The 24,074-nt window shown below is 71.6% G+C and carries 18 protein-coding genes; 13 read left to right on the forward strand and 5 right to left on the reverse strand.

Translation table 11 applies throughout. The features are described 5' to 3' along the window. The first annotated feature begins 31 nt into the window (after nucleotides 1–31). On the forward strand, nucleotides 32–1,171 hold the full coding sequence (locus ACFYWI_RS20230) for a selina-4(15),7(11)-diene synthase (protein WP_389233965.1): 1,140 nt from the start codon (nucleotides 32–34) through the stop codon (nucleotides 1,169–1,171). A gap of 347 nt (nucleotides 1,172–1,518) precedes the next feature. On the opposite strand, the gene ACFYWI_RS20235 is transcribed toward ACFYWI_RS20230, so the two are convergent. The 4 genes from ACFYWI_RS20235 to ACFYWI_RS20250 all read right to left on the reverse strand — a co-directional run bounded on the left by ACFYWI_RS20235 (nucleotide 1,519) and on the right by ACFYWI_RS20250 (nucleotide 5,084). Then, entirely contained in the window at nucleotides 1,519–2,094 is a 576-nt protein-coding gene (locus tag ACFYWI_RS20235; protein ID WP_389233968.1) for a dihydrofolate reductase family protein, read from the reverse strand. Nucleotides 2,095–2,345: 251 nt separating this feature from the next. Then, complete coding sequence (locus ACFYWI_RS20240; RefSeq protein ID WP_389233971.1) at nucleotides 2,346–2,576, reverse strand: hypothetical protein; 231 nt, start codon at nucleotides 2,574–2,576, stop codon at nucleotides 2,346–2,348. After that, nucleotides 2,522–4,702, reverse strand: coding sequence for a 4-alpha-glucanotransferase (gene malQ / locus ACFYWI_RS20245; protein ID WP_389233973.1), 2,181 nt, complete (start codon nucleotides 4,700–4,702; stop codon nucleotides 2,522–2,524). The genes ACFYWI_RS20240 and malQ overlap by 55 nt, the downstream gene beginning before the upstream one ends. A gap of 10 nt (nucleotides 4,703–4,712) precedes the next feature. Further along, entirely contained in the window at nucleotides 4,713–5,084 is a 372-nt protein-coding gene (locus ACFYWI_RS20250; RefSeq protein WP_389233976.1) for a hypothetical protein, read from the reverse strand. Between the two features lie 242 nt (nucleotides 5,085–5,326). On the opposite strand from ACFYWI_RS20250, the gene ACFYWI_RS20255 reads away from it, so the two are divergent. Next, complete coding sequence (locus tag ACFYWI_RS20255; RefSeq protein ID WP_389233979.1) at nucleotides 5,327–8,266, forward strand: beta-N-acetylglucosaminidase domain-containing protein; 2,940 nt, start codon at nucleotides 5,327–5,329, stop codon at nucleotides 8,264–8,266. A gap of 143 nt (nucleotides 8,267–8,409) precedes the next feature. Here the strand turns inward: ACFYWI_RS20255 and ACFYWI_RS20260 are convergent, their stop codons facing one another. Next, complete coding sequence (locus ACFYWI_RS20260) at nucleotides 8,410–8,946, reverse strand: HNH endonuclease (RefSeq protein WP_389233982.1); 537 nt, start codon at nucleotides 8,944–8,946, stop codon at nucleotides 8,410–8,412. Between the two features lie 248 nt (nucleotides 8,947–9,194). Here ACFYWI_RS20260 and ACFYWI_RS20265 point away from each other — a divergent pair, with 248 nt between their 5' ends. From ACFYWI_RS20265 to ACFYWI_RS20315, 11 genes are all read left to right on the forward strand, one after another. Next, entirely contained in the window at nucleotides 9,195–10,265 is a 1,071-nt protein-coding gene (locus ACFYWI_RS20265; RefSeq protein WP_389233985.1) for a mechanosensitive ion channel family protein, read from the forward strand. A 248-nt stretch (nucleotides 10,266–10,513) separates the two neighbouring features. Beyond that, the gene (locus ACFYWI_RS20270) at nucleotides 10,514–11,716 is read left to right on the forward strand and encodes an ROK family protein (RefSeq protein ID WP_389233988.1); all 1,203 of its coding nucleotides are present in this window, start codon (nucleotides 10,514–10,516) and stop codon (nucleotides 11,714–11,716) included. Nucleotides 11,717–11,831: 115 nt separating this feature from the next. Further along, nucleotides 11,832–13,169, forward strand: a complete 1,338-nt coding sequence (locus ACFYWI_RS20275; protein WP_389233991.1) for an ABC transporter substrate-binding protein — start codon at nucleotides 11,832–11,834, stop codon at nucleotides 13,167–13,169. Continuing rightward, the gene (locus ACFYWI_RS20280) at nucleotides 13,169–14,152 is read left to right on the forward strand and encodes a carbohydrate ABC transporter permease (RefSeq protein WP_389233994.1); all 984 of its coding nucleotides are present in this window, start codon (nucleotides 13,169–13,171) and stop codon (nucleotides 14,150–14,152) included. The genes ACFYWI_RS20275 and ACFYWI_RS20280 overlap by 1 nt, the downstream gene beginning before the upstream one ends. A gap of 3 nt (nucleotides 14,153–14,155) precedes the next feature. Then, entirely contained in the window at nucleotides 14,156–15,067 is a 912-nt protein-coding gene (locus ACFYWI_RS20285) for a carbohydrate ABC transporter permease (protein ID WP_389233997.1), read from the forward strand. Nucleotides 15,068–15,073: 6 nt separating this feature from the next. Beyond that, the gene (locus ACFYWI_RS20290; RefSeq protein ID WP_389234000.1) at nucleotides 15,074–16,339 is read left to right on the forward strand and encodes a 6-phospho-beta-glucosidase; all 1,266 of its coding nucleotides are present in this window, start codon (nucleotides 15,074–15,076) and stop codon (nucleotides 16,337–16,339) included. A gap of 80 nt (nucleotides 16,340–16,419) precedes the next feature. Further along, nucleotides 16,420–17,376: an N-acetylglucosamine kinase gene (locus tag ACFYWI_RS20295; RefSeq protein WP_389234140.1), complete on the forward strand. Its 957-nt coding sequence runs from the start codon at nucleotides 16,420–16,422 to the stop codon at nucleotides 17,374–17,376. A gap of 333 nt (nucleotides 17,377–17,709) precedes the next feature. After that, the gene (locus ACFYWI_RS20300; RefSeq protein WP_389234003.1) at nucleotides 17,710–19,125 is read left to right on the forward strand and encodes a hypothetical protein; all 1,416 of its coding nucleotides are present in this window, start codon (nucleotides 17,710–17,712) and stop codon (nucleotides 19,123–19,125) included. 11 nt (nucleotides 19,126–19,136) lie between these two features. Continuing rightward, nucleotides 19,137–20,144 carry a glutamate ABC transporter substrate-binding protein gene (locus ACFYWI_RS20305; protein WP_389234006.1) on the forward strand — a complete coding sequence of 336 codons (1,008 nt, stop codon included), beginning with the start codon at nucleotides 19,137–19,139 and terminating at the stop codon, nucleotides 20,142–20,144. 51 nt (nucleotides 20,145–20,195) lie between these two features. Further along, entirely contained in the window at nucleotides 20,196–21,539 is a 1,344-nt protein-coding gene (locus ACFYWI_RS20310) for a hypothetical protein (RefSeq protein WP_389234009.1), read from the forward strand. A 50-nt stretch (nucleotides 21,540–21,589) separates the two neighbouring features. Continuing rightward, nucleotides 21,590–24,073, forward strand: a complete 2,484-nt coding sequence (locus tag ACFYWI_RS20315; RefSeq protein WP_389234143.1) for a tetratricopeptide repeat protein — start codon at nucleotides 21,590–21,592, stop codon at nucleotides 24,071–24,073. Nucleotide 24,074 lies beyond the last annotated feature (1 nt).

Below are 24,074 nucleotides of genomic sequence, written 5' to 3' on the forward strand. Positions count from 1 at the left end.
TGCAAGTGGTGGCTGGTGCGGCAGCACGGCCATGGCATCCGAGCACCTGGGCATCGAGAGGCAGGCCGTAGTGGAGCCCGACCTGACAGTTCCGCCGATCTTCTCTCCCATCCCTCCGGCGATCCACCCATGCCACGCGGACATCGATGTCCAGACGGCGGCTTGGGCCGAAACGTTTCGCATCGGATCCGACGAGCTGCGCGGCAAGCTGGTCCGTCAGGACATCGGCACCTTCTCCGCTCGGATCCTGCCGGAGGGCCGGGAGGAGGTCGTCTCCCTGCTCGCGGACTTCGTCCTGTGGCTGTTCGGCGTCGACGACGGCCACTGCGAGGAGGGCGAACTGGGCCACCGCCCTGGCGACCTGGCAGGTCTGCTGCACCGGCTGCTTCGTATCGCGCAGAACCCGGAAGCGGCCATGCTGCTGGACGACCCACTGGCCGCGGGCGTACGCGACCTGCGCCTGCGCGTGGACCGCTACGGCACCGCCGGGCAGACGGCCCGCTGGGTCGACGCGCTGCGGGAGTACTTCTTCTCCGTGGTCTGGGAAGCTGCCCACCGCCGCGCGGGCACGGTACCGGACCTCAACGACTACACCCTGATGCGGCTGTACGACGGCGCGACGTCGATGGTGCTGCCGATGCTCGAGATGGGGTACGGCTACGAACTCCAGCCGCACGAGCGCGACCGTACGGCGGTGCGCGCCGTGGCCGAGATGGCGTCCTTCATCATCACGTGGGACAACGACATCTTCTCCCATCGCAAGGAGCGCAGCTCTCTCGGCTTTTACCTCAACATCCTGCGGGTGCTCGAGGAGCACCACGGGCTCACCACCGGGCAGGCGCTCGACACCGCGATATCCCAGCGGGACCGGGTGATGTGCCTCTACATGCGGGTGAGCGAGCATCTGGCGGAGACGGGCAGCCCGCAACTGCGGCAGTATCTGCGCAGCCTCTCCAGCTTCATACGCGGCGCCCAGGACTGGGGCATCAGCTCCGTGCGCTACACCACGCCGGACGACCCGGCGAACCTTCCTCCGGTGTTCCGGGACACGCCCACCGACGACAGCGGCGAGCCACTGGACATCCCGGCGGTCGCCTGGTGGTGGGAGCTGGTCCCCCGCCAGGGTGCGGCAGTGCCCTGGGGACGCGTTCCGCTGAAGCAGACCGCTTGAGTCCTGTCCACCCGGACAGGACCTGGACCGCCGGTCCCCGCGCGGGGGCGTCGGGCCCCCAGTGGCCCCGCCGGTCCGCCCGCCGCCGCCTTCCGCAGCGCCGCCAGGACGTGCGCCGGGCCCGCGCCCGCCCGCGTCCTGCGGCGGGTCGCCGCGATCACAGGGCGGCGGGGGCCGTACCGAGCACTTCTCTCACGCCCCGCCGCGCCGGTCCGCCGTCGGCCGGCAGCGGCACACCGAGCCCCTCGGCCGGGCCGGAGAGCTGCCGCGGGACGGCCGAGCGGTCATCTGCGGCACCTCGGCCGTCGCCACCGTGCGGGCTCACTGCCCGCCCGACCCGACGACGCTCACCGCTTCCTGGTGTACGTCGTGAAGATCAGGCCGTTGTCGAAGACCCGGCTGGAGGTGACCTGGAGGTCGGTGGCGGCGAAGGGCGCGGAGAGCATTGGAACGCCCGAGCCGAGCAGCAGCGGGTAGGTCTTCACATGCAGCTCGTCGATCTCGTCGCGCAGCTGCCCGGCGAGGTCACCGCCGCCGGCCAGGTAGACGTCGAGCCCGTCCTCCGCCTTGAGCTCCCGCACCTTCGCGACCACGTCGCCGCTGACGATCTCCACGGCGGGGTCGGGGCTGTGCCCGATGCTGCGGGAGACGACGTACTGGCGCATGTGCCCGTAGGGGCTGGTGATGTCCTCCTTGAGGGCCGGGTCGTAGGTGGCTCGCCCCATGATCACGGTGTCGAAGCGCACGTTGGGCGCGTCGCCGATACCGAGGAGCGGCCGGATGTGCGTGGGGAGCGTCTCCGGGTACTCCGTGGCGGCGTACCGGGTGAACTCCTCGCTGATGGGATAGATGCTGACGTCCCCGTCGGAGCCGGCGATGAAGCCGTCGACGGAAACACCGATGTAGTACACGAGCTTTCGCAAGCCGAGCCTCTTTGTCTTGGGCGCCAGGACCGGCCGGGGCGACCGGCGCCTCGACCACGACACCTATAGTGCTTCACTTGTAGTGGTTGCGCAAGACCCTTTGTTCAGCGCCCACTTGACTCCGCCGGGGATGCGGATCACGCCGGCATCACATGGGCATCACGCCGCGGAGGATCGGCACCATGGCACGACAAAGGCGCTCTGGGGTGTCCGCACACCCCAGAGCGCCTCGTCGGCAGGTCAGCCCTGCGTCAGCTCTGCTTCCCGGACTTGTCGAGCACCATCACCAGACCGGCGATCACCACGAACAGGCCGAGCGGCGCGATCACAAAGAGACCGACCGTCTGGATCACGCTCAGGCCCGGACCCGGGTCGTCGCCGTCGTCCGGCGTGAGCGCGAGCGCGGGGGACGACATGAGCAGCATCATCAGCGTCGTACCGGCCGCGACGGCGCCGGCGCGCAAGGCGTTCTTCTTGTCCACGGTGCCAACGTAGCGAACGGCTGATCCGGCCGCGCGCCCGGGGGTGCCGTACGGGGTGGGAAGACCTCCAGCAGCGCGTGCAGCCGGGGCGAGGCGGCCAGCTCCTCCAGGCCGACAGGGCGCCCGGCGGCGTCCGCGACCGGCAGCCGCCAGTTCGGGTACTCGTCCCAGGTGCCGGGCAGGTTCTGCGGCCGGCGGTCGCCCAGCGCGTCCGGCAGCCAGATACCGACCATGCACGCGGGCGTACGCAGCAGAAAGCGGTACACCGCCCGGATCCCGCCCTCCTCGTCATCCACACCCTCGGGCAGCAGACCGAGGGCCGCGAGCTGGTCCAGCCACTCGCGCACATCCGCGCTGTCCTCGGTCCGCTCGTGTTCCAGGGGGCGGGCAAGCAGCCCCAGCCGGTGCCGCAGCTCCACATGGCCGCCGGTCAGCCGGGCCGCGGTGGACGGCAGATCGTGGGTGGTGGCCGTCGCCACGCAGCCCTCGCGCCACTCCTGTGGCGGCAGCGGGCGCCCCGATCCGGTCCAGTCGCGCTCGAACCAGAGCACGGAGGTGCCGAGCACCCCCCGTTTCTCCAGGGCTTCCCGCACGCCCGGCTCGACCGTCCCGAGGTCCTCCCCTACGACGGCCGCGCCCGCGCGGTGCGCCTCCAGGGCCAGGACCGCGAGCATCGCGTCGGCGTCGTAGCGGACATACGTGCCTTCGGTGGGCGGACAGCCCTGCGGCACCCACCAGAGCCGGAACAGCCCCATCACATGGTCGATCCGCAGCGCCCCCGCATGGCGCAGGATGCCGCGCAGCAGTCCGCGGTACGGGGCGTAGCCGGATGCGGCGAGCACATCGGGGCGCCACGGCGGCAGACCCCAGTCCTGCCCGCGTGCGTTGAACGCGTCGGGCGGCGCGCCGATGGACATCCCCGCGGCGAAGGCGTCGCCCTGCGCCCAGGTGTCGGCGCCGCCCGGATGCACTCCGACGGCGAGGTCGTGGACGATTCCGACGCCCATACCGGCCTCGCGCGCCGCCCGCCCGGCGGCGGCCAGCTGCTCGTCGGTCAGCCAGGCGAGCCTGCTGTGGAAGTCGATGCGGTCCATCAGCCCGCTTCTGGCGCGGGCGGTCTCCGGCGAACGGGGATCACGCAGCGCGGCGGGCCAGCTGTGCCACTCGGGGCCGTGCACCTCGGCGAGCGCGCACCAGGTCGCGTGGTCCTCCAGGGCCCTGCCCTGCTCGGCCAGGAAGTCGCAGTAGGCGGCGCGGCGGCCCGGGCCGAGCGGGACGCGGTGCACGAGCTCCAACGCCTCGCGCTTGAGCGTCCACACGGCGTCCCGGTCGATCAACTCACCCTTGTCCAGGACGGATTCGCGCAGCTGGGATCCCTTGTCGCGCAGCTCCTGCAGCCGCTGCCGGACCGGCCCCTGCGCGTACGCGTACTCGGGGATGTCCTCGATGCGCAGGTGCACCGGATCGGGGAAGCGCCGCGACGAAGGGCGGTACGGCGAAGGATCGGTGGGCGCGCCCGGCACGGCAGCGTGCAGCGGATTCACCTGTACGAAGGACACCCCGAGACCGCGGCCGGACCAGGTGGCGAGTTCCGCGAGGTCACCGAGGTCGCCCATGCCCCAGGAACGGGCGGACAGCAGGGAGTAGAGCTGCACCAGGAAGCCGTGCGAACGCCCCTGGGGCCGCGGCGCCCGGCCGGGGGCGACGACGAGGGTCACCTCCAGGGTCCGCCCGCCCGGCACCGAGGCAGTCAACCGGTGGACGCCGAGAGGCAGTTGCGCCCAGCCTGCCGAATGGTCCGGGGCGCTCCAGGAGATCCTGGCGCCCTGCTCGGTGGCAACCCGCAGGGCCGTGCCGTCGGGCAGCTCCGCCAGCGCCTGCGGGAGCACGGCGGCGGAGCCTTCAGGGCCGCCCCAGGCGACCACCGCCGGCGGCAGCAGCAGCCCTGCGGCGGCCCTGTCGGCACGGTCCAGGGCGGCACGGACCGCCTGCGGCGTGGACGCGTCCACGCCGAGGGCGGCGAGCACGCGGACGACGGTGGCGTCGGCCACCGGAACGGTGACGCCCTCGGACGGTTCGAACTCGGTGGCGACTCCGTGCAGCGCGGCGAGCCGGGCAAGGCCCATGCGGACTCCTTCAGGCCCCTGGCAGCTCCGAGCCGCCGGCCGTGCCGGAGGCGGTCGGCTCGCTGGTGAGGGGCGCGATGTCGGCGAGCGGCGGCTCGCTGGTGAGCGGGGCGGCGTGGGCGAGCGGGGGCTCGCTGGTGAGCGGGGCGTCGTAGCCGAGCGAAGGCTCGCCGGTCAGGGAAGCCTCATGGGCCAGAGGCCAGCCACCGGGCACCGGTCCGGACGCCGCCGGGGCCCGGCCGGCCGGGCCCCGGCCCGTATCGGACGGGCCCGGGGTCTGTTTGGACAGGACGTGCCCGGACTGGGCCTGTACTGCCTGGATCTGTGCGGAATGCGTGTGCTGCGACAGGGCGGAGAGCAGCAGGTGTGCGGATGCGGCCACGGTTATCACTCCAAGCGGATGTGAGGGGTCACAGCAGCCCTACCCAGCGGGCACGACGGCAGACCTGCACGATCGGTCAACGTGTTCCGCATCACGTTGCGTTCCCTGTGCGACAGTTGGCTCCGATCATCCACCACGCCAGGCAAAAGGCGCACAACGGCCACGCGCATTGACACCCTCGTAGTGGGGGTGGTGGGCTCGAAACCGACCGGAACGTCAAGGGAGACCGAGGGGAGACGGGCGTGCGGCTCGGGGGCAGAAGGCGAACAGCGGCAGCCGTCTCGATCGCCGTCATCGGCAGCCTGCTCGGCGGCGCACACGGCGCGGCCGCAGCCCCCCAGGAGCCCGGCTCCCCCGCGGGATCCGCGCAGGATCCCGAAGGCACGAACGGACTGCCGGCTGTCTGGCCGCGTCCGCAGTCGCTGAAGGCCGCGGGCGGCCCCGTACAGCTCGGCGACGAGGCGACCGTCGTCGCCGATCCCGCGGCCGATCCGTACGCGGTCGGGCTGGTCGAGGAGCTGCTGCGGGAGGCCGGAGTCCGGACCGTGCACCCCGCGCTGCCCGGCCGCGGCCCGGTGCTGCGCATCGGCGGCGGCAGCGCGGCAGAGGCACTGCGCGCCCTGCGCGTACCCGAGCGCGCCGATCTGCCCGCCGGCGGCTACCGGCTCGCTGTGGGCAAGGTCGCGGGCCGTGACACGGTCGCGATCGACGGCGTCGGCGAGGACGGCCTCTTCCACGGTGTGCAGACACTGCGGCAGCTGATCGACGGGAAGTCCGTCGCCGGCGTCGCGGTACGCGACTGGCCGGGTACCGCCGTACGCGGCACGACGGAGGGTTTCTACGGACAGCCGTGGGACCACGAGCAGCGCCTGGCGCAGCTCGACTTCATGGGACGCACCAAGCAGAACCGCTATCTGTACGCACCCGGTGACGACCTGTTCCGTCAGGCGCGCTGGCGCGAGCCGTACCCGGCGGCGCAGCGCGCCGAGTTCCGGGAACTCGCCGAGCGCGCGCGCCGCAACCATGTCACCCTCGCCTGGGCCGTCGCGCCCGCGCAGTCGATGTGTCTGGCCGACGACGACGACATCAAAGCGCTGACCCGCAAGATCGACGCGATGTGGGCGCTGGGTGCGCGCGCCTTCCAGCTGCAGTTCCAGGACGTCAGCTACAGCGAATGGCACTGCGGCAAGGACGCGGACGCCTTCGGCTCGGGCCCCGAAGCCGCGGCCCGGGCGCAGGCGCGCGTGGCGGACGCCGTGGCCCGCCACCTGGCGGAGCGGCACCCGCAGGCGGAGCCGCTTTCCCTGATGCCGACCGAGTTCTACCAGGAAGGTGCCACCGACTACCGGCGGGCGCTCGCCGAGGAACTGGACGGCCGGGTCAAGGTGGCGTGGACCGGGGTCGGCGTGGTGCCGCGCACCATCACCGGGCGGGAACTGGCCGACGCACGGGACGCGTTCGCCCACCCGCTCGTCACCATGGACAACTATCCGGTCAACGACTACGCGCAGGACCGGATCTTCCTCGGCCCCTACACGGGCCGGGAGCCCGCGGTGGCCAGCGGCTCGGCCGCCCTGCTCGCCAACGCGATGGAGCAGGCGTCGGCCTCCCGCATCCCGCTGTTCACCGCCGCCGACTACGCCTGGAACCCGAGGGGTTACCTCCCCCAGCAGTCCTGGCAGGCCGCACTGGACGACCTGTCCGGCGGCGACCCCGAGGCCCGTGAGGCGCTGCGCGCCCTGGCCGGCAACGACTCCTCGTCGATCCTCGACCCCGACCACGAGTCGGCCTATCTGCGGCCCCTGCTGGACGACTTCTGGCGCTCGCGCACCACGACGGACACCAGGGCCCGGGACCGGGCCGCGGCCGGGCTGCGCGCCGCCTTCACCGTGATGCGCCAGGCACCGCAGCGGCTGAAGGAGACGGCGGACGGCCGGCTCGTCGGCGAAGTGGAGCCGTGGCTGGAGCAGTTGGTGCGCTACGGCAGGGCCGGGGAGCTGGCGGTCGACATGCTGCAGGCACAGGGCCGCGGCGACGGCGCCGCGGCCTGGCGCGCGTCACTTGCCCTGGAGCCGCTGCGGGCCGGTCTGCGGGCGAGCCGGGCCACCGTCGGCAAGGGCGTGCTGACCCCGTTCCTGGACCGCGTGGTGAAGGAGTCGCAGATCTGGACGGGCGCCGACCGGGCGAAGGCGGGCAAGGACACCGTGTGGCTGGACCGGCCCCGGCCCGTCACCGCGGTCACCGCGATGACCGATCCCCTGGGCGGGCCGACGGGCTCGGCCGGCCCGGCCGGACGGCTCGAAGCGCACGTCCCCGGGGAGGGCTGGCGGGAGCTCGCCCCGCTGGCGGCGAGCGGCTGGACCCAGACCGACGCCAAGGGGCTGCGGGTGGACGCGCTGCGGATCGCCCCGGCGGGCACCGGCCCGCATGCCCCGCTGCCGGTGCGCTCCGTGGTGCCCTGGTTCGCGGACGAGCCGGCGGCCGGGCTCGACCTCGTCCGTCCGGAGACCAGCGCGGAGATCGGCGGCGCACCGCAGAAGGCGGGCGTACGGCTGACCGCGCAGCGTCCCGGCGAGGTGCGCGGCGCGCTCAAGGCGAAGGCGCCGGCCGGTATCGAGGTGGAGGTGCCCGAGGAGACCACGGTGCCGCGAGGGCTCGAGACGACGGTTCCGGTGGAGGTCACCGTGCCGGCGGACACCCCTGCGGGTGAGTACGAGGTGCCGTTCTCGTTCGCCGGCCAGGAGAGCACACTGACGGTGCGCGCCTATCCGCGTACGACCGGTAAGGATCTGGGGCGCACGGCGGGGGCCCGGGCCTCCTCGTCCGCCGACGAGACCCCGGATTTCCCGGCCGGAGCGGCGCTCGACGCCGACCCGCGGACGCGCTGGTCCTCACCCGTCGGCCCCGACGCCTGGTGGCAGCTGGAACTGGAGCGACCGTCCCGCGTGGGCCAGGTGGTGCTGCACTGGCAGGACGCGTACGCGAAGCGGTACCGCGTCCAGGTCTCGGCCGACGGCCGCATCTGGCGGACGGCGGCGACGGCCGCTCATGGCGCGGGCGGCCGCGAGGCGATCCGGATGGACGCGAAGGACACCCGCTTCATCCGTATCCAGTGCGACGAGCGGGCGACCGCGTTCGGCTACTCGCTCTTCTCGGTCGAGGCGTACGCGGTCGCGGACTGAGCGCACGGCCGCCGCGCCCCGGCACACCTGCCCCGCGGGCCGGCCGGGCGCCCGGGCACGGGCTCACAGCGGGTGACCCGAAGGGGTGGACGTTCCCCCGCCGGGGCGGGGGGAACCGAGCCACAAAAAATGGCCCGCGGACCTCAGGCGGAGATGCCGTCGATCCGGGCCATCGCGTCGTCCGCGCCGTACGGCTGCAGGTATGGCAGCCAGCGCGGGTCCCTATGTCCGGTCCCGATGATGCGCCACGCGAGCCCGCTCGGCGGGGCCGGCTGTTGGTGCAGGCGCCAGCCCAGCTCGCGCAGATGCCGGTCGGCCTTGACATGGTTGCAGCGGCGGCAGGCCGCCACCACGTTGTCCCAGACGTGCTGTCCCCCGCGGCTGCGCGGAATGACATGGTCGACGCTGGTTGCGACGCCACCGCAGTACATACAGCGCCCGCCGTCGCGGGCGAAGAGCGCTTTGCGGGTGAGAGGAACGGGCCCCCGGTAGGGGACCCGCACGAACCGCTTGAGCCGGACCACGCTGGGTGCGGCGACAACACGGGTCGCGCTGTGCATGAAGGCGCCGGATTCCTCGAGGCAGAGAGCCTTGTTCTCCAGAACGAGGACGAGCGCGCGGCGGAGCGGTACGACGCCGAGCGGCTCGTACGACGCGTTGAGAACCAGGACGTGCGGCACGTGGATGCCTCCTTGTACGCCGGCGGCGCGTGGCTCGCGCCGGGACGATCTGTCTTCAGTTTCTCCTCATGGCCGGTCCGAGCGCCACCACGTGCGGGTAACGGGCTCGAGGTGTTTTCCACCACAGGGCTTTCGCCCCTTTCATCCGGGGGGTGAGCCTTGTCTCTCCCGGGGACGAGCGCGCCGGATGACACCGGCGGCCCCGTTAGGGTGGTTGGTCAACCGACGCAAGCCTGGAGGTTTCCCCTGTGACCGCGTTCTGGTCCTCAGGCGCCGCGGACGCCGATCCGTCGCCCGCGCCCGTCACCCTCGACGAGGCGGCCAAGCAGGCCGGCGACGCCGCCGGCTGGGTGGAGGAGAACTGGTCCACCTGGCTGAACACCTCGCTGCGCATCGCGCTGATCCTGGTGATCGCGCTGGTGCTGCGCATGCTGGTGCGCCGGGCGCTGACGAAGCTGATCGAGCGGATGAACCGCTCGGCCCAGGCGGTGCAGGGCACGGCGCTGGGCGGCCTGCTGGTCAATGCCGAGCGGCGGCGCCAGCGGTCGGAGGCCATCGGTTCCGTACTGCGCTCGATCGCGTCGTTCCTGATCCTCGGGACCGCGGGTCTGATGATCCTCGGCGCGTTCAAGATCGATCTGGCGCCACTGCTGGCCTCCGCGGGCGTGGCGGGTGTCGCGATCGGTTTCGGTGCGCGCAATCTCGTCACCGACTTCCTCTCCGGGGTCTTCATGATCATGGAGGACCAGTACGGCGTCGGGGACTCGATCGACGCGGGCGTCGCCTCCGGCGAGGTGATCGAGGTGGGCCTGCGGGTGACCAAGCTGCGCGGCGACAACGGCGAGATCTGGTACGTGCGCAACGGCGAGATCAAGCGGATCGGCAACCTCAGCCAGGGCTGGGCGACGTCGGCGGTCGATGTCACGGTCCGCTCCTCGGAGGACCTGGACCGTGTCAGCGCGGTGATCGGCCAGGTCGCGGAGGACCTGGCGGAGGCTCACCCCTGGAACGAGCAGCTGTGGGGCCCGGTCGAGGTGCTGGGGCTGACCGAGGTACTGCTGGACTCGATGACCTTCCGGGTCGCGGCGAAAACGATGCCTGGCAAGGCGCTCGGCGTCGAGCGGGAGCTGCGGTGGCGGATCAAGCGTGCGTTCGACGCGGAGGGCATCCGTATCGTCGGCGGGCTGCCGCAGCAGGCGGAGGAGTCCGCACCGGACCCGACAGCCGGGATGGCGGCTCCGTCGGCCTACGCCTCGGTGACATCGCCGCAGTCCGTGGCGGCCTCCCCGATAGCTCCGCCGGCGCCCCTCGCCAAGTGATCGGCGGAAGGAGGGATCGTTCCCGGCAGGCGCCGCGGCATCCCTTGATCCCTTCGCTCCTTCGGCCCCCTGATCCCTCGATCGATTCGACCGCTTGGGCGCACGCCCGCCCGCGACGCCCCCCAGGTAACGCTTTGGTTGCCCGGGGGGCGTTTGCCATTGACGGGCCCCCTACGTCCGGCCTACTTTCCTCCTACAGAATAGGAAACTTTCCTAACAGTGCTGGTCGAAAGGCAGGTGCAACCGCCGTGGCCGGAACCACGCCCGGTACCCCCCGCGTACTGCGCGCCATGAACGACCGTGCCGCACTCGATCTGCTGCTCGAGCACGGACCGCTGTCCCGCACCCGGATCGGCAAGCTCACCGGGCTGTCCAAGCCCACTGCCTCCCAGCTGCTCGCCCGGCTGGAGGCCGCAGGCCTCGTCGTCGTCACCGGCACCACCGAGGGGCGGCCCGGGCCCGGCGCCCAGCTCTACGCCGTCAACGCGAGCGCCGCCTACGCCGCCGGTCTCGACGTCACACCGCAGCGCATCCGCGCCGCCGTCGCCGACATCACCGGTGCGACCGTCGGCGAGTTCGAGCTCGCCACCCCGAGGCGGCGCGCCGACAGCGTCGTACGGCAGGTCACGGACGCGCTCGACGGCGCGGTGAAGGCCGCCGGGGTGACCCGCGCGGAGGTGCACCGTCTCGTCATCGGCACACCCGGCGCCTTCGACCCGTCCACCGGCCGGCTGCGGTACGCCTCGCATCTGCCCGGCTGGCACTCCCCCGCCCTGCTCGACGAGCTGGCCGCGGCCCTGCCGATGCCGGTCGAGTACGAGAACGACGTCAACCTCGTCGCCGTCGCAGAGCAGCGCCTGGGTGCCGCCCACGGCCACGAGAACTTCGTGCTGCTGTGGAACGAGGAGGGCCTCGGTGCCGCTCTCGTCATCGGCGGCAGGCTGCACCGCGGCTTCACCGGCGGTGCCGGCGAGGTCGGCTTCCTGCCCGTGCCCGGCACCCCGCTGGTGCGCCAGGTGACCAGGGCGAACAGCGGCGGCTTCCAGGAGCTGGCCGGTGCACAGGCGCTGCCCCGGCTGGCCCGGGAGCTCGGAGTGGGGAGCATCGGCCACGGCCCGCACGCCGAGGTCGCCACCGCACTGGTCAGCCGGGCCGCCGAGGCCGATTCGGGGCCGTACCGGCAACTGCTGGACGCCTACGCGACCGGGCTCGCGACCGGTCTGGCGTCCATGGTCGCCGTGCTCGACCCGGAGCTGGTCGTCCTGTCCGGCGAGGTGATCGCGGCCGGCGGGGAGCCGCTTCGGGACCGCGTACAGGCGGAGCTCACCGAACTCGCCGCCTCCCGGCCCCGGTTGGTGCTCGGCTCCGTACGCAGGCATCCGGTGCTGCGCGGAGCGCTGGAAAGTGCGCTGGCAACCACCCGCGACGAAGTGTTCGACACCTCCCGCTGAGCCGAAAGCTCCCGCCGAACCGGCACCTGCCGCAGATCCGACGCCTCCCGCCGAACAGCGCCGCTCCTCCCTCCCCCCTTCCCAGACCTCCGTCCTGTCCAAGGGAGACACCGCCATGCCCAGAAACCGCCGGACCACGGCTGCCGCGCTCGCGGCGACGGCCGCCCTGTCCCTTCTCGTCCCGGCCTGCACCGGTTCGGCCGGCAGCGGCGCCACGGACGATCCGAAGGCGAACACGACGCTGACCTTCTGGCACGGCTGGAGCGCGCCCGGTGAGGTGAAGGCCATCGAGGCGAACATCAGGGCCTTCGAGGACAAGCACCCCAACATCAAGGTCAGGATCGTCAAGGGCATCACGGACGACAAGCTCAACCAGGCCCTGCGCGCGGGCGGTTCGAATGCTCCGGACGTCGTCTCGTCCTTCACCACCGACAATGTCGGCCGGTTCTGCGCCACCAGCGCTCTGGCGGATCTGGGGCCCTTCCTGGGCAGGTCCGGGATCGACCCGGCGACGACCTTCCTGCCGCAGATGGCCAAGTACACCGAGCACGACGGCAAGCGCTGCGCGGTGCCGCTGCTGGGTGACGCGTACGGCCTCTACTACAACAAGAAGGCGTTCGCCGCGGCCGGGATCACCACCCCGCCCAAGACGTTCTCGGAGTTCGACGAGGTCGCGAAGAAGCTCACCAGGCCCACGGCCGACGGCTACGAGCAGCTCGGCTTCATGCCGAACTTCCAGGGCTACGAGACCACGTTCGAACACTATGCCGCGCAGTTCGGCGTGCGGTACTTCGACGGTTCGGGGAAGTCGAACCTGGCGAAGGACCCGGCCTCCAAGGCCCTGTTCGCCTGGCAGAAGAACCTGGTCGGCAAGCTCGGCGGTTTCCGGAAGCTGGAGAGGTTCCGTACCGGCCTCGGTGACGAGTGGGGGCCCAAGCACCCCTTCCACACCGGCCAGGTCGCCATGCAGCTCGACGGCGAGTGGCGCGGCAAGATGGCCTCGGACGCCAGGCTGCCGTTCGAGATCGGCGCGGCTCCCCTCCCCGTCCCGGACGACCAGGTGGCGGAGTACGGCAAGGGCTACCTGTCCGGCACCGTCCTCGGCATCGCCCAGGTCAGCAAGAAGCAGAACGCGGCCTGGGAGCTGGTGAAGTACCTCTCCACCGACACCGACGCGGTCGTCTCCTTCGCCAACGCCATCCACAACGTGCCCTCCACGGTGGCCGCGCTCACGTCGCCGAAACTCAACAACGACCCGCTGTACCGGACCTTCGTGGACATCGCGCAGCACCCGAAGAGCGCGCACGCCCCGTCCTCCGTCAACGGCGGCGCGTTCCTGCTCACCGCCCAGGACCTGGGGGTGCGCTACGAGTCCGATCGTGAGAAGGACCTCGACGCCGGGCTGAGGAAGACCGACGCGCAGGTCGACAAGGACAACGAGCAGGCGCGCTGATGACCGCCGTCCACCCCGGCCACCCGGGCAGCCCCCTCCGCCCCGTCCCTCCCGGGCTGCGGGCCAGGCACCGCAGATCGACGCTGCGCACCCTCGCGTTTCTCTCACCCTGGCTGATCGGGTTCGGTGTCTTCTTCGCCTACCCGCTGATCTCGACCGTCTACTTCTCCTTCATGAAGTACGACGGGTTCGCCCCGCCGACCTGGGTGGGCCTGAAGAACTGGTCGTACGTCTTCAACGACTATCCGTTCTTCTGGCCCGCCCTGCGCAACACCCTGTGGCTGGTGGCGGTCATGGTGTCGCTGCGGGTCCTGTTCGGGATCGGCATCGGGTTGCTGATCACCAGGATCAGGACGGCGGCCGGGCTGTTCCGGACCTTCTTCTACCTGCCCTATCTGGCCCCGCCGGTCGCGGCGACCATGGCGTTCGTCTTTCTGCTCAACCCCGGGACGGGGCCGGCGAACACGATTCTGGAAGCGATCGGGCTGCCCGCGCCCGGCTGGTTCACCGACCCCGCCTGGTCCAAGCCCTCGCTGACGCTGCTCGCGCTGTGGGGCATCGGCGATCTGATGGTGATCTTCATGGCGGCGCTCCTCGATGTGCCGAAGGAGCAGTACGAGGCGGCGGAGCTGGACGGTGCGGGTCCCTGGCAGCGGTTCCGCTTCGTCACCCTGCCGAACATCTCGCCCATCGTGCTGTTCGCCGTGATCACCGGTGTGATCGCGACGATGCAGTACTACACCGAACCGCTGGTCGCCGCGAAGGTCGCGAGCGGGGTGATCGGAGGCTCGGGCCAGCAGTTCGAGCCCGGCTATCCGGACAGGACCACGCTCACCGTCCCGCAGATCGTCTACAACCTCGGCTTCCAGCGGTTCGACACCGGTGCGGCCTGTGTGGTGGCCCTGGTGCTGTTCGCCCTGGCCATGGCGTTCACGGCGCTTCTGATGCGACGGCGCTCCGGCTTCATGTCTGCGGAGGACTGAGCCATGACGACCACGACCCCGGCCGCGTATCGGCCGGCCACCCCGACGGCCCCCCGTAACGAGAACCACCCGGCCCGGCAAGCCGCCAGGCGGCGTGCGGCCCTGGAGTGGATCGCCGTCCACGCGCTGGCGATCGCCGCCGCGCTGTTCTTCCTGCTGCCGTTCGTGTTCGTGTTCCTGACCGCGGTGATGAGCGACGACCAGGCGCTCACCCGCGATCTGTGGCCGCGTACGTGGGAGTGGGGCAACTTCGCCACCGTATGGAACACCCCGGGCTTTCTGACCTGGTGGCGCAACACGCTGCTGTACGCGGGGCTGGGCACGGTGCTGGCGGTGGGGTCCAGCATCCCGGTGGCGTACGCGCTCGCGAAGTTCCGCTTCCGCGGCCGCAATCCGGCGATGATGCTGGTCATCGCGATGATGATGCTGCCGCCCCAGGTGGTCGTCGTACCGATGTACCTGTTCTGGGCGAAGCAGCTGGACCTCGCGGGCACACTGTGGCCGCTGATCGTCCCGTTCGCCTTCGGCAACGCGTTCACGATCTTCCTGCTGGGGCAGTTCCTGCTGACCATCCCGAAGGAGTACACGGAGGCGGCCAGGATCGACGGCTGCGGCGAGTTCCGCACGATGGTGCGGATCGTGCTGCCGATGGCGAAGCCGGCCATCGCCGCCGTGGCCCTGTTCCACTTCTTCTACTGCTGGAACGACTACTTCGGCCCCCAGATCTACGCCTCCGAGAACCCGGCCGCCTGGACCCTGAGCTACGGCCTGGAGTCCTTCAAAGGCGCCCATCAGACCGACTGGAACCTGACCATGGCAGCCACGTTGCTGATCACGGCGCCGGTGATCGTGGTCTTCTTCTTTGCGCAAAAGGCCTTCATCGAGGGCGTCACGCTGACCGGAGTGAAGGGCTAGTCACCTATGAAACTCGCTGTGGTGGGGGGCGGCTCCACCTACACCCCCGAACTGATCGACGGCTTCGCGCGGTTGCGCGACACGCTGCCCGTCGGTGAGCTGGTCCTCATCGACCCGGCGGCCGAACGGCTGGAGCTGGTCGGGGGCCTTGCCCGGCGGATCTTCGCCAAGCAGGGTCACGACGGGAGGATCGTCACCACCTCGGACCTGGACGCCGGCGTCGCGGACGCCGACGCCGTGCTGCTCCAGCTGCGGGTCGGCGGACAAGCTGCCCGCGAGCAGGACGAGACCTGGCCGCTGGAGTGCGGCTGCGTCGGGCAGGAGACGACTGGCGCCGGCGGACTGGCAAAGGCGCTGCGCACCGTGCCGGTGGTGCTCGACATCGCCGAGCGGGTGCGGCGTTCGAATCCCGACGCATGGATCATCGACTTCACCAATCCGGTCGGCATCGTGACGCGGGCACTGCTGCAGGCCGGGCACAAGGCGGTCGGGCTGTGCAATGTGGCCATCGGGTTGCAGCGCAAGTTCGCGGCACTCCTCGATGTGGCTCCCTCCGATGTGCATCTGAACCATGTGGGCCTCAACCACCTCACCTGGGAGACAGGTGTGCGACTGGGCGGCCCCGAGGGTGCCGATCTGCTGCCGAAGCTGCTGGCCGAACACGGCGACGCGATCGCCGACGATCTGCGCCTGCCCCACGCGGTGCTCGACCGGCTCGGCGTCGTCCCCTCGTACTACCTGCGCTACTTCTACGCCCACGACGCGGTGGTGCGGGAGCTGAGGACCAAGCCGTCCCGGGCCGCGGAGGTGGCCGAGATGGAGAGGCAACTGCTGCGGATGTACGGCGACCCGTCGCTCGACACCAAGCCGGAGCTGCTGGCCAGGCGCGGCGGCGCGTTCTACTCGGAGGCCGCGGTGGATCTCGCGGCCGCGCTGCTCGGCGACGGCGGCAGTGCGGTGCAGGTCGTGAACACCTACAACAGGGGCACGCTGGCGTTCCTGCCGGACGAGGCGGTCATCGAGGTGCAGGCCCGGGTGGACGGCAGCGGGGCCAGGCCGCTTCCGGTCGCCGAACTGGACCCGTTGTACACGGGGTTGATCGCTCAGGTGACGGCGTACGAGGAACTGGCGCTTGAGGCCGCGCTGCGCGGCGGCCGCGACCGGGTCTTCAAGGCCCTGCTCTCGCACCCGCTGATCGGCCAGTACGAGTACGCCGAGAAGCTCACCGACCAGCTGGTCGCGCACAACCGGGAGCACCTCGCGTGGGCGTGACCGGGCCTTCCGCGGGGACGCGCCGCAGCCCCGGGCCTTCCGCGAGGACACCCCGCTGCCCCGGCGCGACAGTCCTCGCCATCGACGCGGGCAACAGCAAGACCGATGTGGCCTTCGTGGGCGCCGACGGGTCCGTGCTCGCGTCGAGTCGCGGGCCCGGCTTCCAGCCGCCGAAAGTGGGTGTGGAGGCGGCGCTGGACATCCTCGCGTCCACGGTCGGGGAGGCTCTGGCGAAGGCAGGGGCGGACGGCGAGGGGGCCGACAGCGTCGAGCATGTCTCGGCCTGTCTGGCCAACGCCGATCTTCCGGTGGAGGAGGAGGAGTTGACCGCGGCGCTGCACGCCCGCGGATGGGGGCGTACGACCGAGGTGCGCAACGACACCTTCGCGATCCTGCGCGCGGGAGTGGACGAGCCACGGGGTGTGGCCGTGGTGTGCGGCGCCGGAATCAACTGCGTGGGCATGCTGCCGGACGGCCGTACCGCCCGCTTCCCCGCGATCGGAAAGCTCTCCGGGGACTGGGGCGGCGGCGCGGGTCTCGCCGAGGAGGCGCTGTGGTTCGCGGCGCGGGCCGAGGACGGGCGGGGAGAGCCGACGGCTCTGATGTCGGCGCTGCCCGCGCACTTCGGCCTGGATTCGATGTACGCGCTGATCGAGGCACTGCACCTCGGCCGTATCCCCTCGGTGCGCAAGCACGAGCTGTCGCCCGTGCTGTTCGCGACGAGCGCGCAGGGCGATCCGGTCGCACGTGCTCTGGTGCACCGGCTGGCGGAGGAGGTCGTGGCGCTGTCCAGGGTCGCGCTGGCGCGCCTGGACCTCCTCGACGAGGAGGTACCGGTGCTGCTCGGCGGCAGCGTGCTGGCGGCCCGGCATCCGGAACTCGACGAGCGGGTCCGCGCGTTGCTGGCGACCAGGGCGCCCAAGGCCGTCGTGGACGTCGTGACGGCTCCACCGGTGCTGGGGGCGGCGCTGCTCGGGCTCGACCATGTCGGCGCCCCGGCCGAGGCCGGGGCGAGGCTGCGCGCGCAATACGCGTAGGCGGGGGTGATGCGCCCCGCTGCGGCGGCTGCGCGCCGCAGCGGGGCGACCTCCGGCAGTGTCCGGCTGCATCCGGGCGGTGTTCGGAAGCAGGGGCGACCACCCTTTCGGGTGCCGTCGGGCGCCGGATGGAACCGATCAAGGTCCACGGGCGTATTCAAGGTGGGGACGGGGTGGGAGGATCGCGCAGGCTGGACCTGCATTGCCACGACTTGAACAAGATCCAGGCAATTCTGGTGTGAAGCAGTCCCCTACGGCCATACTGCTGGCCGGGAGTCGTCCTACTGACCCGCCGGGGGGCGGACCGACGTCAGCGACCGAGGGGGAGGTCACGTGACACACCCGCCGAATGTGCGCACCGCGCCCCAGTCGGCTCCGGCGACGGCGTCCGCGCAGCCGCCGGTCCATCCGCCCACGCAGCCACCCGTCCAGCCGCCCGCCGGCCGTGGTGCTTGGGCCGAGGCCAAGCGGCGGCTGCGTACCGCGGCGACGACCGAGCCCGGACGGCTGCAGATCATCGGGGCCGCGCTCGCGGCGCTCGTCCTGGCCTTCGGAGTGGCGACGGCCTTCGAGATCTCCGACCGGGCCACCGCGGCGGACGACGTGGTGAGCCGCAGCCAGCCGCTGAGCGCGGACGCCGCTTCGATCTACCGCTCGCTTGCGGACGCGGACACCGCGGCGTCCAGCGGCTTCCTGGCCGGCGCCGAGGAGCCGCGCGCGGTCCACGAGCGGTACGAGAAGGACATTGCGCTCGCCTCCCGGCTGCTGGTCAAGGCGGCCGCGAACACGGACAGTTCGAGCGACTCCGGACACCAGATAGCGACGCTGAACGAGGGGCTGCCGCGCTACGCGGGCCTGATCGAGACGGCCCGGGCCAACAACCGGCTGGGCCGGCCGCTGGGCGGCGCGTATCTGCGGTTCGCGAACGAGCAGATGGCCAAGCAGTTGCTTCCCGCGGCCCAGAAGCTGTACGACGCGGAGACGGCCCGTCTCGAGCAGGACGACGACGACGCCCGCTTCTGGCCCGTCGTCTCGCTCGCGATCGGCGTGGTCGCCATCGGCGGCCTGGTGTGGGCACAGCGGCGCAACTACCGGCGTACGAACCGTGTGTTCAACCACGGGCTGCTCGCGGCCACCGCTGCCTCGACGGTGGTGCTGCTGTGGCTGGCCGTGGGGCACACGGTGGCCCGCGCCCAGCTGAACGACGCCGAGGCGCACGGGCAGCAGTCTCTGAAGGTGCTCAACGACGCGCGGATCGCATCGTTGAAGGCCCGGGCGAACGAGAATCTCACCCTGGTCGCCCGGGGCGCGGTGCTCACGGACGACGGCAAGAACGACAAGTACGCCACGGAGTTCGGCGCCGGGATGGACCGGCTCGGCAAGGAGCTGACCCGGGCGCAGCAGCTGGCCGACGACGACGAGGGAGCGGGCCCCGTCGAGAGCGCGGCGAAGGGCATGTCGGCGTGGCAGGACCGGCACGCCGATGTGGCCCGGACCGACCGGGCCGGCGACTACGAGGGCGCGCTGGAGAAGGTCATCGGCGACAAGGGGTCCACCGGCGAGTGCTTCGACAAGGTGGACCAGGCACTGGAGCAGGCGCTGGCACACGAGCAGCGCGAGTTCACCGAGGCGGCGAAGGACGGGCGCGGGGCACTCGCCGGGCTGCCGGTCGGGGCCGCGGCCCTGGCCGTGCTCGGCGCGGTCGGCGCGATCCTCGGGATCAACCGCAGGCTTTCGGAGTACCGGTGAGAGGGGGAGCGATGTCGGACACGAGGGCCAGGTTCCGCGGCTGGGGCGGCGTCGCGGGGATGGCCGCGGCCTGTGCGCTGACCGCGGCCGTCACCCTGCTGCCACTGTCCCAGGGCGGCGCGGACGCGCTGAGTTCCACGCCTGCCGGCCATGGGACGGCGTCCGCCTCCGCGAAGGCGGACGACTGCAAGGAGCCGGAGGCCTCGCTCCAGCCGTCCGGGGCGGACGGGCCCGCCATCGACGCGATCAAGGAGCGGGGCCGGCTGATCGTCGGCGTCGACCAGAACAGCTACCGCTGGGGTTACCGCAATCCGGCCGGCGGTGGCATCGAGGGCTTCGACATCGACCTGGCCCGGGCCATCGCCGAGGACATCCTCGGCGACCGCGAGGCCGTCATATTCCGTGCCATACCGACCAACCAGCGCGTCGCCGCACTGGACAGCGGCACGGTGGACGTCGTCGTGCGCACCATGACGATCAACTGTGCCCGGATCGACCAGGTCGCCTTCTCCACGGCGTACTTCCAGGCGGGCCAGCAGGTGCTCGCGCCCAAGAGCTCGTCCATCACCGGGTACGACAAGTCTCTGACCGGCAAGCGGGTCTGCTCCGCCGAGGGCTCGACGGCGTACGAGGCCCTGGAGCGGAACAGCTTCGGCGCCACGTTCAGGGACGAGCACGACGGGCAGTCGCAGGACGAGGACCTGTACACGGTCCCCAATCAGCTGGACTGCCTGGTCAGGCTGCAGCAGGGGCTGGTGGACGCGGTCGTGACGGACAACGCGCTGGCGGCCGGCCAGGCCGCGCAGGACCCGGCGGTGGAGCTGAAGGGCGACAAGCCGTTCACCACCGAGTACTACGGCGTCGCCACCAAGCTCGGCAACGACGACCTGGTCAAGCGGGTGAACCAGGTGCTGGTCGACTATCGCAAGGGCCCCTGGATGCAGGCGTACAACAAGTGGCTGGCCGCGGATCTGCCCGGGATATCCGGGCCGCCGCAGCCGAAGTACAAGGCCGGCTAGAGAACAAGCCTGGTCCGCCAGGAACAGTGCGTACGAACGGAGAGGTGATCGATGGGCGTCGCGGGACCTTTCCCCGGCTCCGCGGGGAGACCGCACGGGCCGGTGATGGACCGGGACGAGGTGGACCGCGCGATGGCGCGGCTCGACGCGGAGCACGAGGCGGTCGAGACCTCGCTCCTCGCTCTGCAGGACCACGCCGGCCGCAGGCTCCTCGAAGGCGCCGAGCTGACAGGTGTCACCAAGGAGCGCTGGAACGACGCCGAGCAGGCGATCACGCTGCTGTGGGGATACTTCGACGCGTACACCGCCGCCCTGCACGACATCCGTGAGGTGCGCGCCCGGCGCAACCGGCCCAGTCGGGAGGACCTGGCCGAGCTGACCGAGCGGCTGCGCGGGCGCAGTGTGACGGTGGCGAGCCCGGCGGCCCGGCCCGCACCGTCGATCACCGGACCCGCCAGGCTCTCCGAGGAGTTCACCCTCGCGGAGCTGGTCGCGCGGATGAACGAGCTGTACGCGAGCTCGCTGGACATGGTGGTGACCGCGGACGCGGTGTGGTCGGCGCTGCCCGCCCGGATAGATCTGCTCTCCGCCGAGCTGCAGCGCACCCGTTCGCTGGCGCACTCGGTGGGCGTGCGGCCCGGCGAGCACCCCTCGGGCGACGACCTGGAGTCCATCACCCACGAGCTGTCCGCGCTACGCGTCCAGGTGGTGTCCGACCCGCTCGCCTTCTGGCGTTCCGCCCAGGGCAGTTCGGCGCCGGGCGGCGGCCGGCCCGACACGGACCGCTACGACCGGGCCGCGCGCGCCCTGGAGGACGTACGCCGGGAGATCGAGGCGGTGCTGCGGGTCCGCCAGGACTCGGAGGAGCGGCTGTTGCGGCTGCGCGACGTCCTCTCGCGCGCCGACCGGACGCTGACCGAGGCCCGTGCCGCCCGCGGCGAGGTGCTGGCGAAGATCGCCGCCTCCGAGGTGCCCGCGGTGAGCGGGCCACCGACCGTCCTGCAGGAACGGCTCGCCACGGCCGCCGAGTACCGCAGGCACGCGCAGTGGCACCGGCTGTCGCCGCTGCTGGAGTCGCTGGAGCGCGAGGCCGAGGACGAACTGCTGCGTGCCCGTGAGTCGTTGACGGCGGTCACGGCGCCGCTGGCGGTCCGCGCCGAGCTGCGCGGCCGCCTGGACGCGTACAAGGCGAAGGTCGCCCGGCACGGGATGGCGGAGGACCCGCTGCTGATCGAGCGGTACGACGCGGCGCGCCGGATGCTGTGGAGCGCTCCGTGCGATCTGCGCGTCGCCGAGCAGGCGGTGCTGCGCTATCAGCATGCGGCCGCAGAGGTCCTGGTGCCGAGAGCGCCCGGAGGCATCTCCGGGCCCGCCGACCGCAGGGGGGATTCGTGAGCGAGATCAACAACTGTCAGCGCCCCGGCTGCGAGGGCCACTACGAGGACATGGGCGGCGGCGAGCTGTACTGCGACACCTGCGGTCTCGCGCCCGTCGTCTCGGCGAACGGGATGGTCGCCTCCCAGCCGACAGGTATCACCGCCGGCGGTCGGGACTCCGGGTCGGCGCGCAGCAGTTCGCGTTCCTCGCGGGCTTCGTCGCGTTCGGCGTCCTCGCGCCGCTCGGTGTCCGGCCGGCTGTCTCGCTCCCTGACCGGGAGCAGCACCTCCACCCGGTCGGTCTCGGTGCGCAGCTCCGGCTCCTCGACCGGCGCGTCCAGCCGCAACCGGCTGGGTGCAGGGCTGGTGTCCGTACCGGAGGTGCCGCGCCCCGACCCGCGTTCGGCGGTGATGGCCGATCCCGAGGTTCCCGAGCGCAAGCGGTACTGCTCGCGCTCCGACTGCGGCGCCCCGGTCGGGCGTGCGCGCGGGGAGCGGCCCGGGCGTACGGAGGGCTTCTGCACCAAGTGCGGGCACCCCTATTCGTTCGTACCGAAGCTGGCCGCGGGCGACATCGTGCACGGGCAGTACGAGGTGATGGGCTGTCTGGCCCACGGCGGCCTGGGCTGGGTGTACCTGGCCGTGGACCGCGCGGTCTCGGACCGGTGGGTGGTGCTCAAGGGTCTGCTGGACACCGGCGACCAGGACGCGATGGCAGCGGCGATCTCGGAGCGCCGCTTCCTTGCCGAGATCGAGCACTCCAACATCGTGCGGATCTACAACTTCGTCGAGCACCTCGACCAGCGCACCGGCTCTCTCGACGGCTACATCGTCATGGAGTACGTGGGCGGCAAGGCGCTCAAGGAGATCGCCAACGAGCGGCGCGGCCCGGACGGGCGGCGCGATCCGCTGCCCGTCGAGCAGGCGTGCGCGTACGGGATCGAGGCGCTGGAGGCGCTCGGCCATCTGCACAGCAGGAACCTGCTGTACTGCGACTTCAAGGTCGACAACGCCATCCAGCAGCAGGACCAGCTCAAGCTCATCGACATGGGCGCGGTCCGCCGGATGGACGACGACGAGTCCGCGATCTACGGCACGGTCGGCTACCAGGCGCCCGAGGTCGCGGAGGCCGGTCCCTCGGTCGCCTCCGACCTCTACACGGTGGCGCGCACGCTGGCGGTGCTGACCTTCGACTTCCAGGGCTATACGAATGTGTTCGTGGACTCCCTGCCGGACCCGGAGAACATCGAGGTCTTCCGGACCTACGAGTCGTTCTACCGGCTGCTCGTGCGGGCGACGGACCCCGATCCGGCGCGCCGGTTCGCCTCCGCTCAGGAGATGGCGGAGCAGCTGACAGGGGTGCTCAGGGAGGTGGTGGCCCTCCAGACGGGCCGCCCGCGACCGGCGCTGTCGACCCTGTTCGGAGCGGAACTGCGGGTGACGGACACCCAGTTGTTCACGGAGCTGACCGGTGACGTGTCCCAACTGGGCGCACGGGCCGGGGCGCGGGCCGCCGTTCCCGCTCCGCGCACGGCGTCGGGGCCCCTCACCGGTGCCCCTCCGAGCCTTGCTCTCGCGCCGCAGCTCGCCGTGCTCGACACCCGTGCGATCTCGCTCGCGCTGCCCGTCCCCCGCGTCGATGCGACCGATCCGAACGCCGGCTTCCTGGCGGGCCTGATGGCCTCCGCACCGGCCGAGCTGATCACCGCGCTGCACTCCGCGCCCACGAGTTCGCCCGAGACCAGGCTGCGGGAGCTGCGCGCCCGGCTGGAGATGGGCGAGCTCGTCTCCGCGGACCGGGCGCTGACCACCCTGGAGCAGCAGCAGCCGGACGACTGGCGCGTCGTCTGGTACCGGGGCATCACCGCCCTGGTGACCGGGGACAACGAGGCGGCGGCGCTCTCCTTCGACGCGATCTACGACGCGTTCCCCGGCGAGCCGGCCCCCAAGCTGGCCCTGGGCGTCTGTGCCGAGGTGCTGGGCCAGCTGGACAACGCGGCGGAGTACTACCGCCTGGTGTGGACGACGGACCCCAGCTATGTCAGCGCGGCGTTCGGTCTGGCGCGGGTGCAGCTCGCGGCGGGCGACCGGGCAGGAGCCGTACGGACGCTGGAGTCGGTTCCCGAGGCGTCGATCCACTACACGGCGGCGCGGGTCGCGGCCGTACGGGCGAGGCTGCGGCGACGCGCCGTGCACGAACCGCTCATCGACGATCTGTCGGCGGCCGCCGCGCAGGTGGAGGCCCTCGGGGGCTTCGGTCTGGACGCGGTGCGCCGCGAGCAGTTGTCCACGGAGGTACTCGGCACGGCTCTGGACTGGGTACTCTCCGGAAGTCCCGGGGCCCGGCCGCCCGTACCGCCCGCACCGAACACGCCGTACGCGCCTCACGCGGGCACGCCGACCGTACTGCTCGGCAGCGAACTGGACGAACGCGGCCTGCGCTTCGGACTGGAACGCTCCTACCGGGTGCTCGCCCGGCTCGCCCAGCGCGGCGAGGAGCGCATAGAGCTGGTGGAGCGGGCGAACCGCTACCGCCCCCGGACGTGGGTGTGAT

This window comes from Streptomyces sp. NPDC002889, assembly GCF_042888425.1.
Lineage (GTDB): Bacteria > Actinomycetota > Actinomycetes > Streptomycetales > Streptomycetaceae > Streptomyces.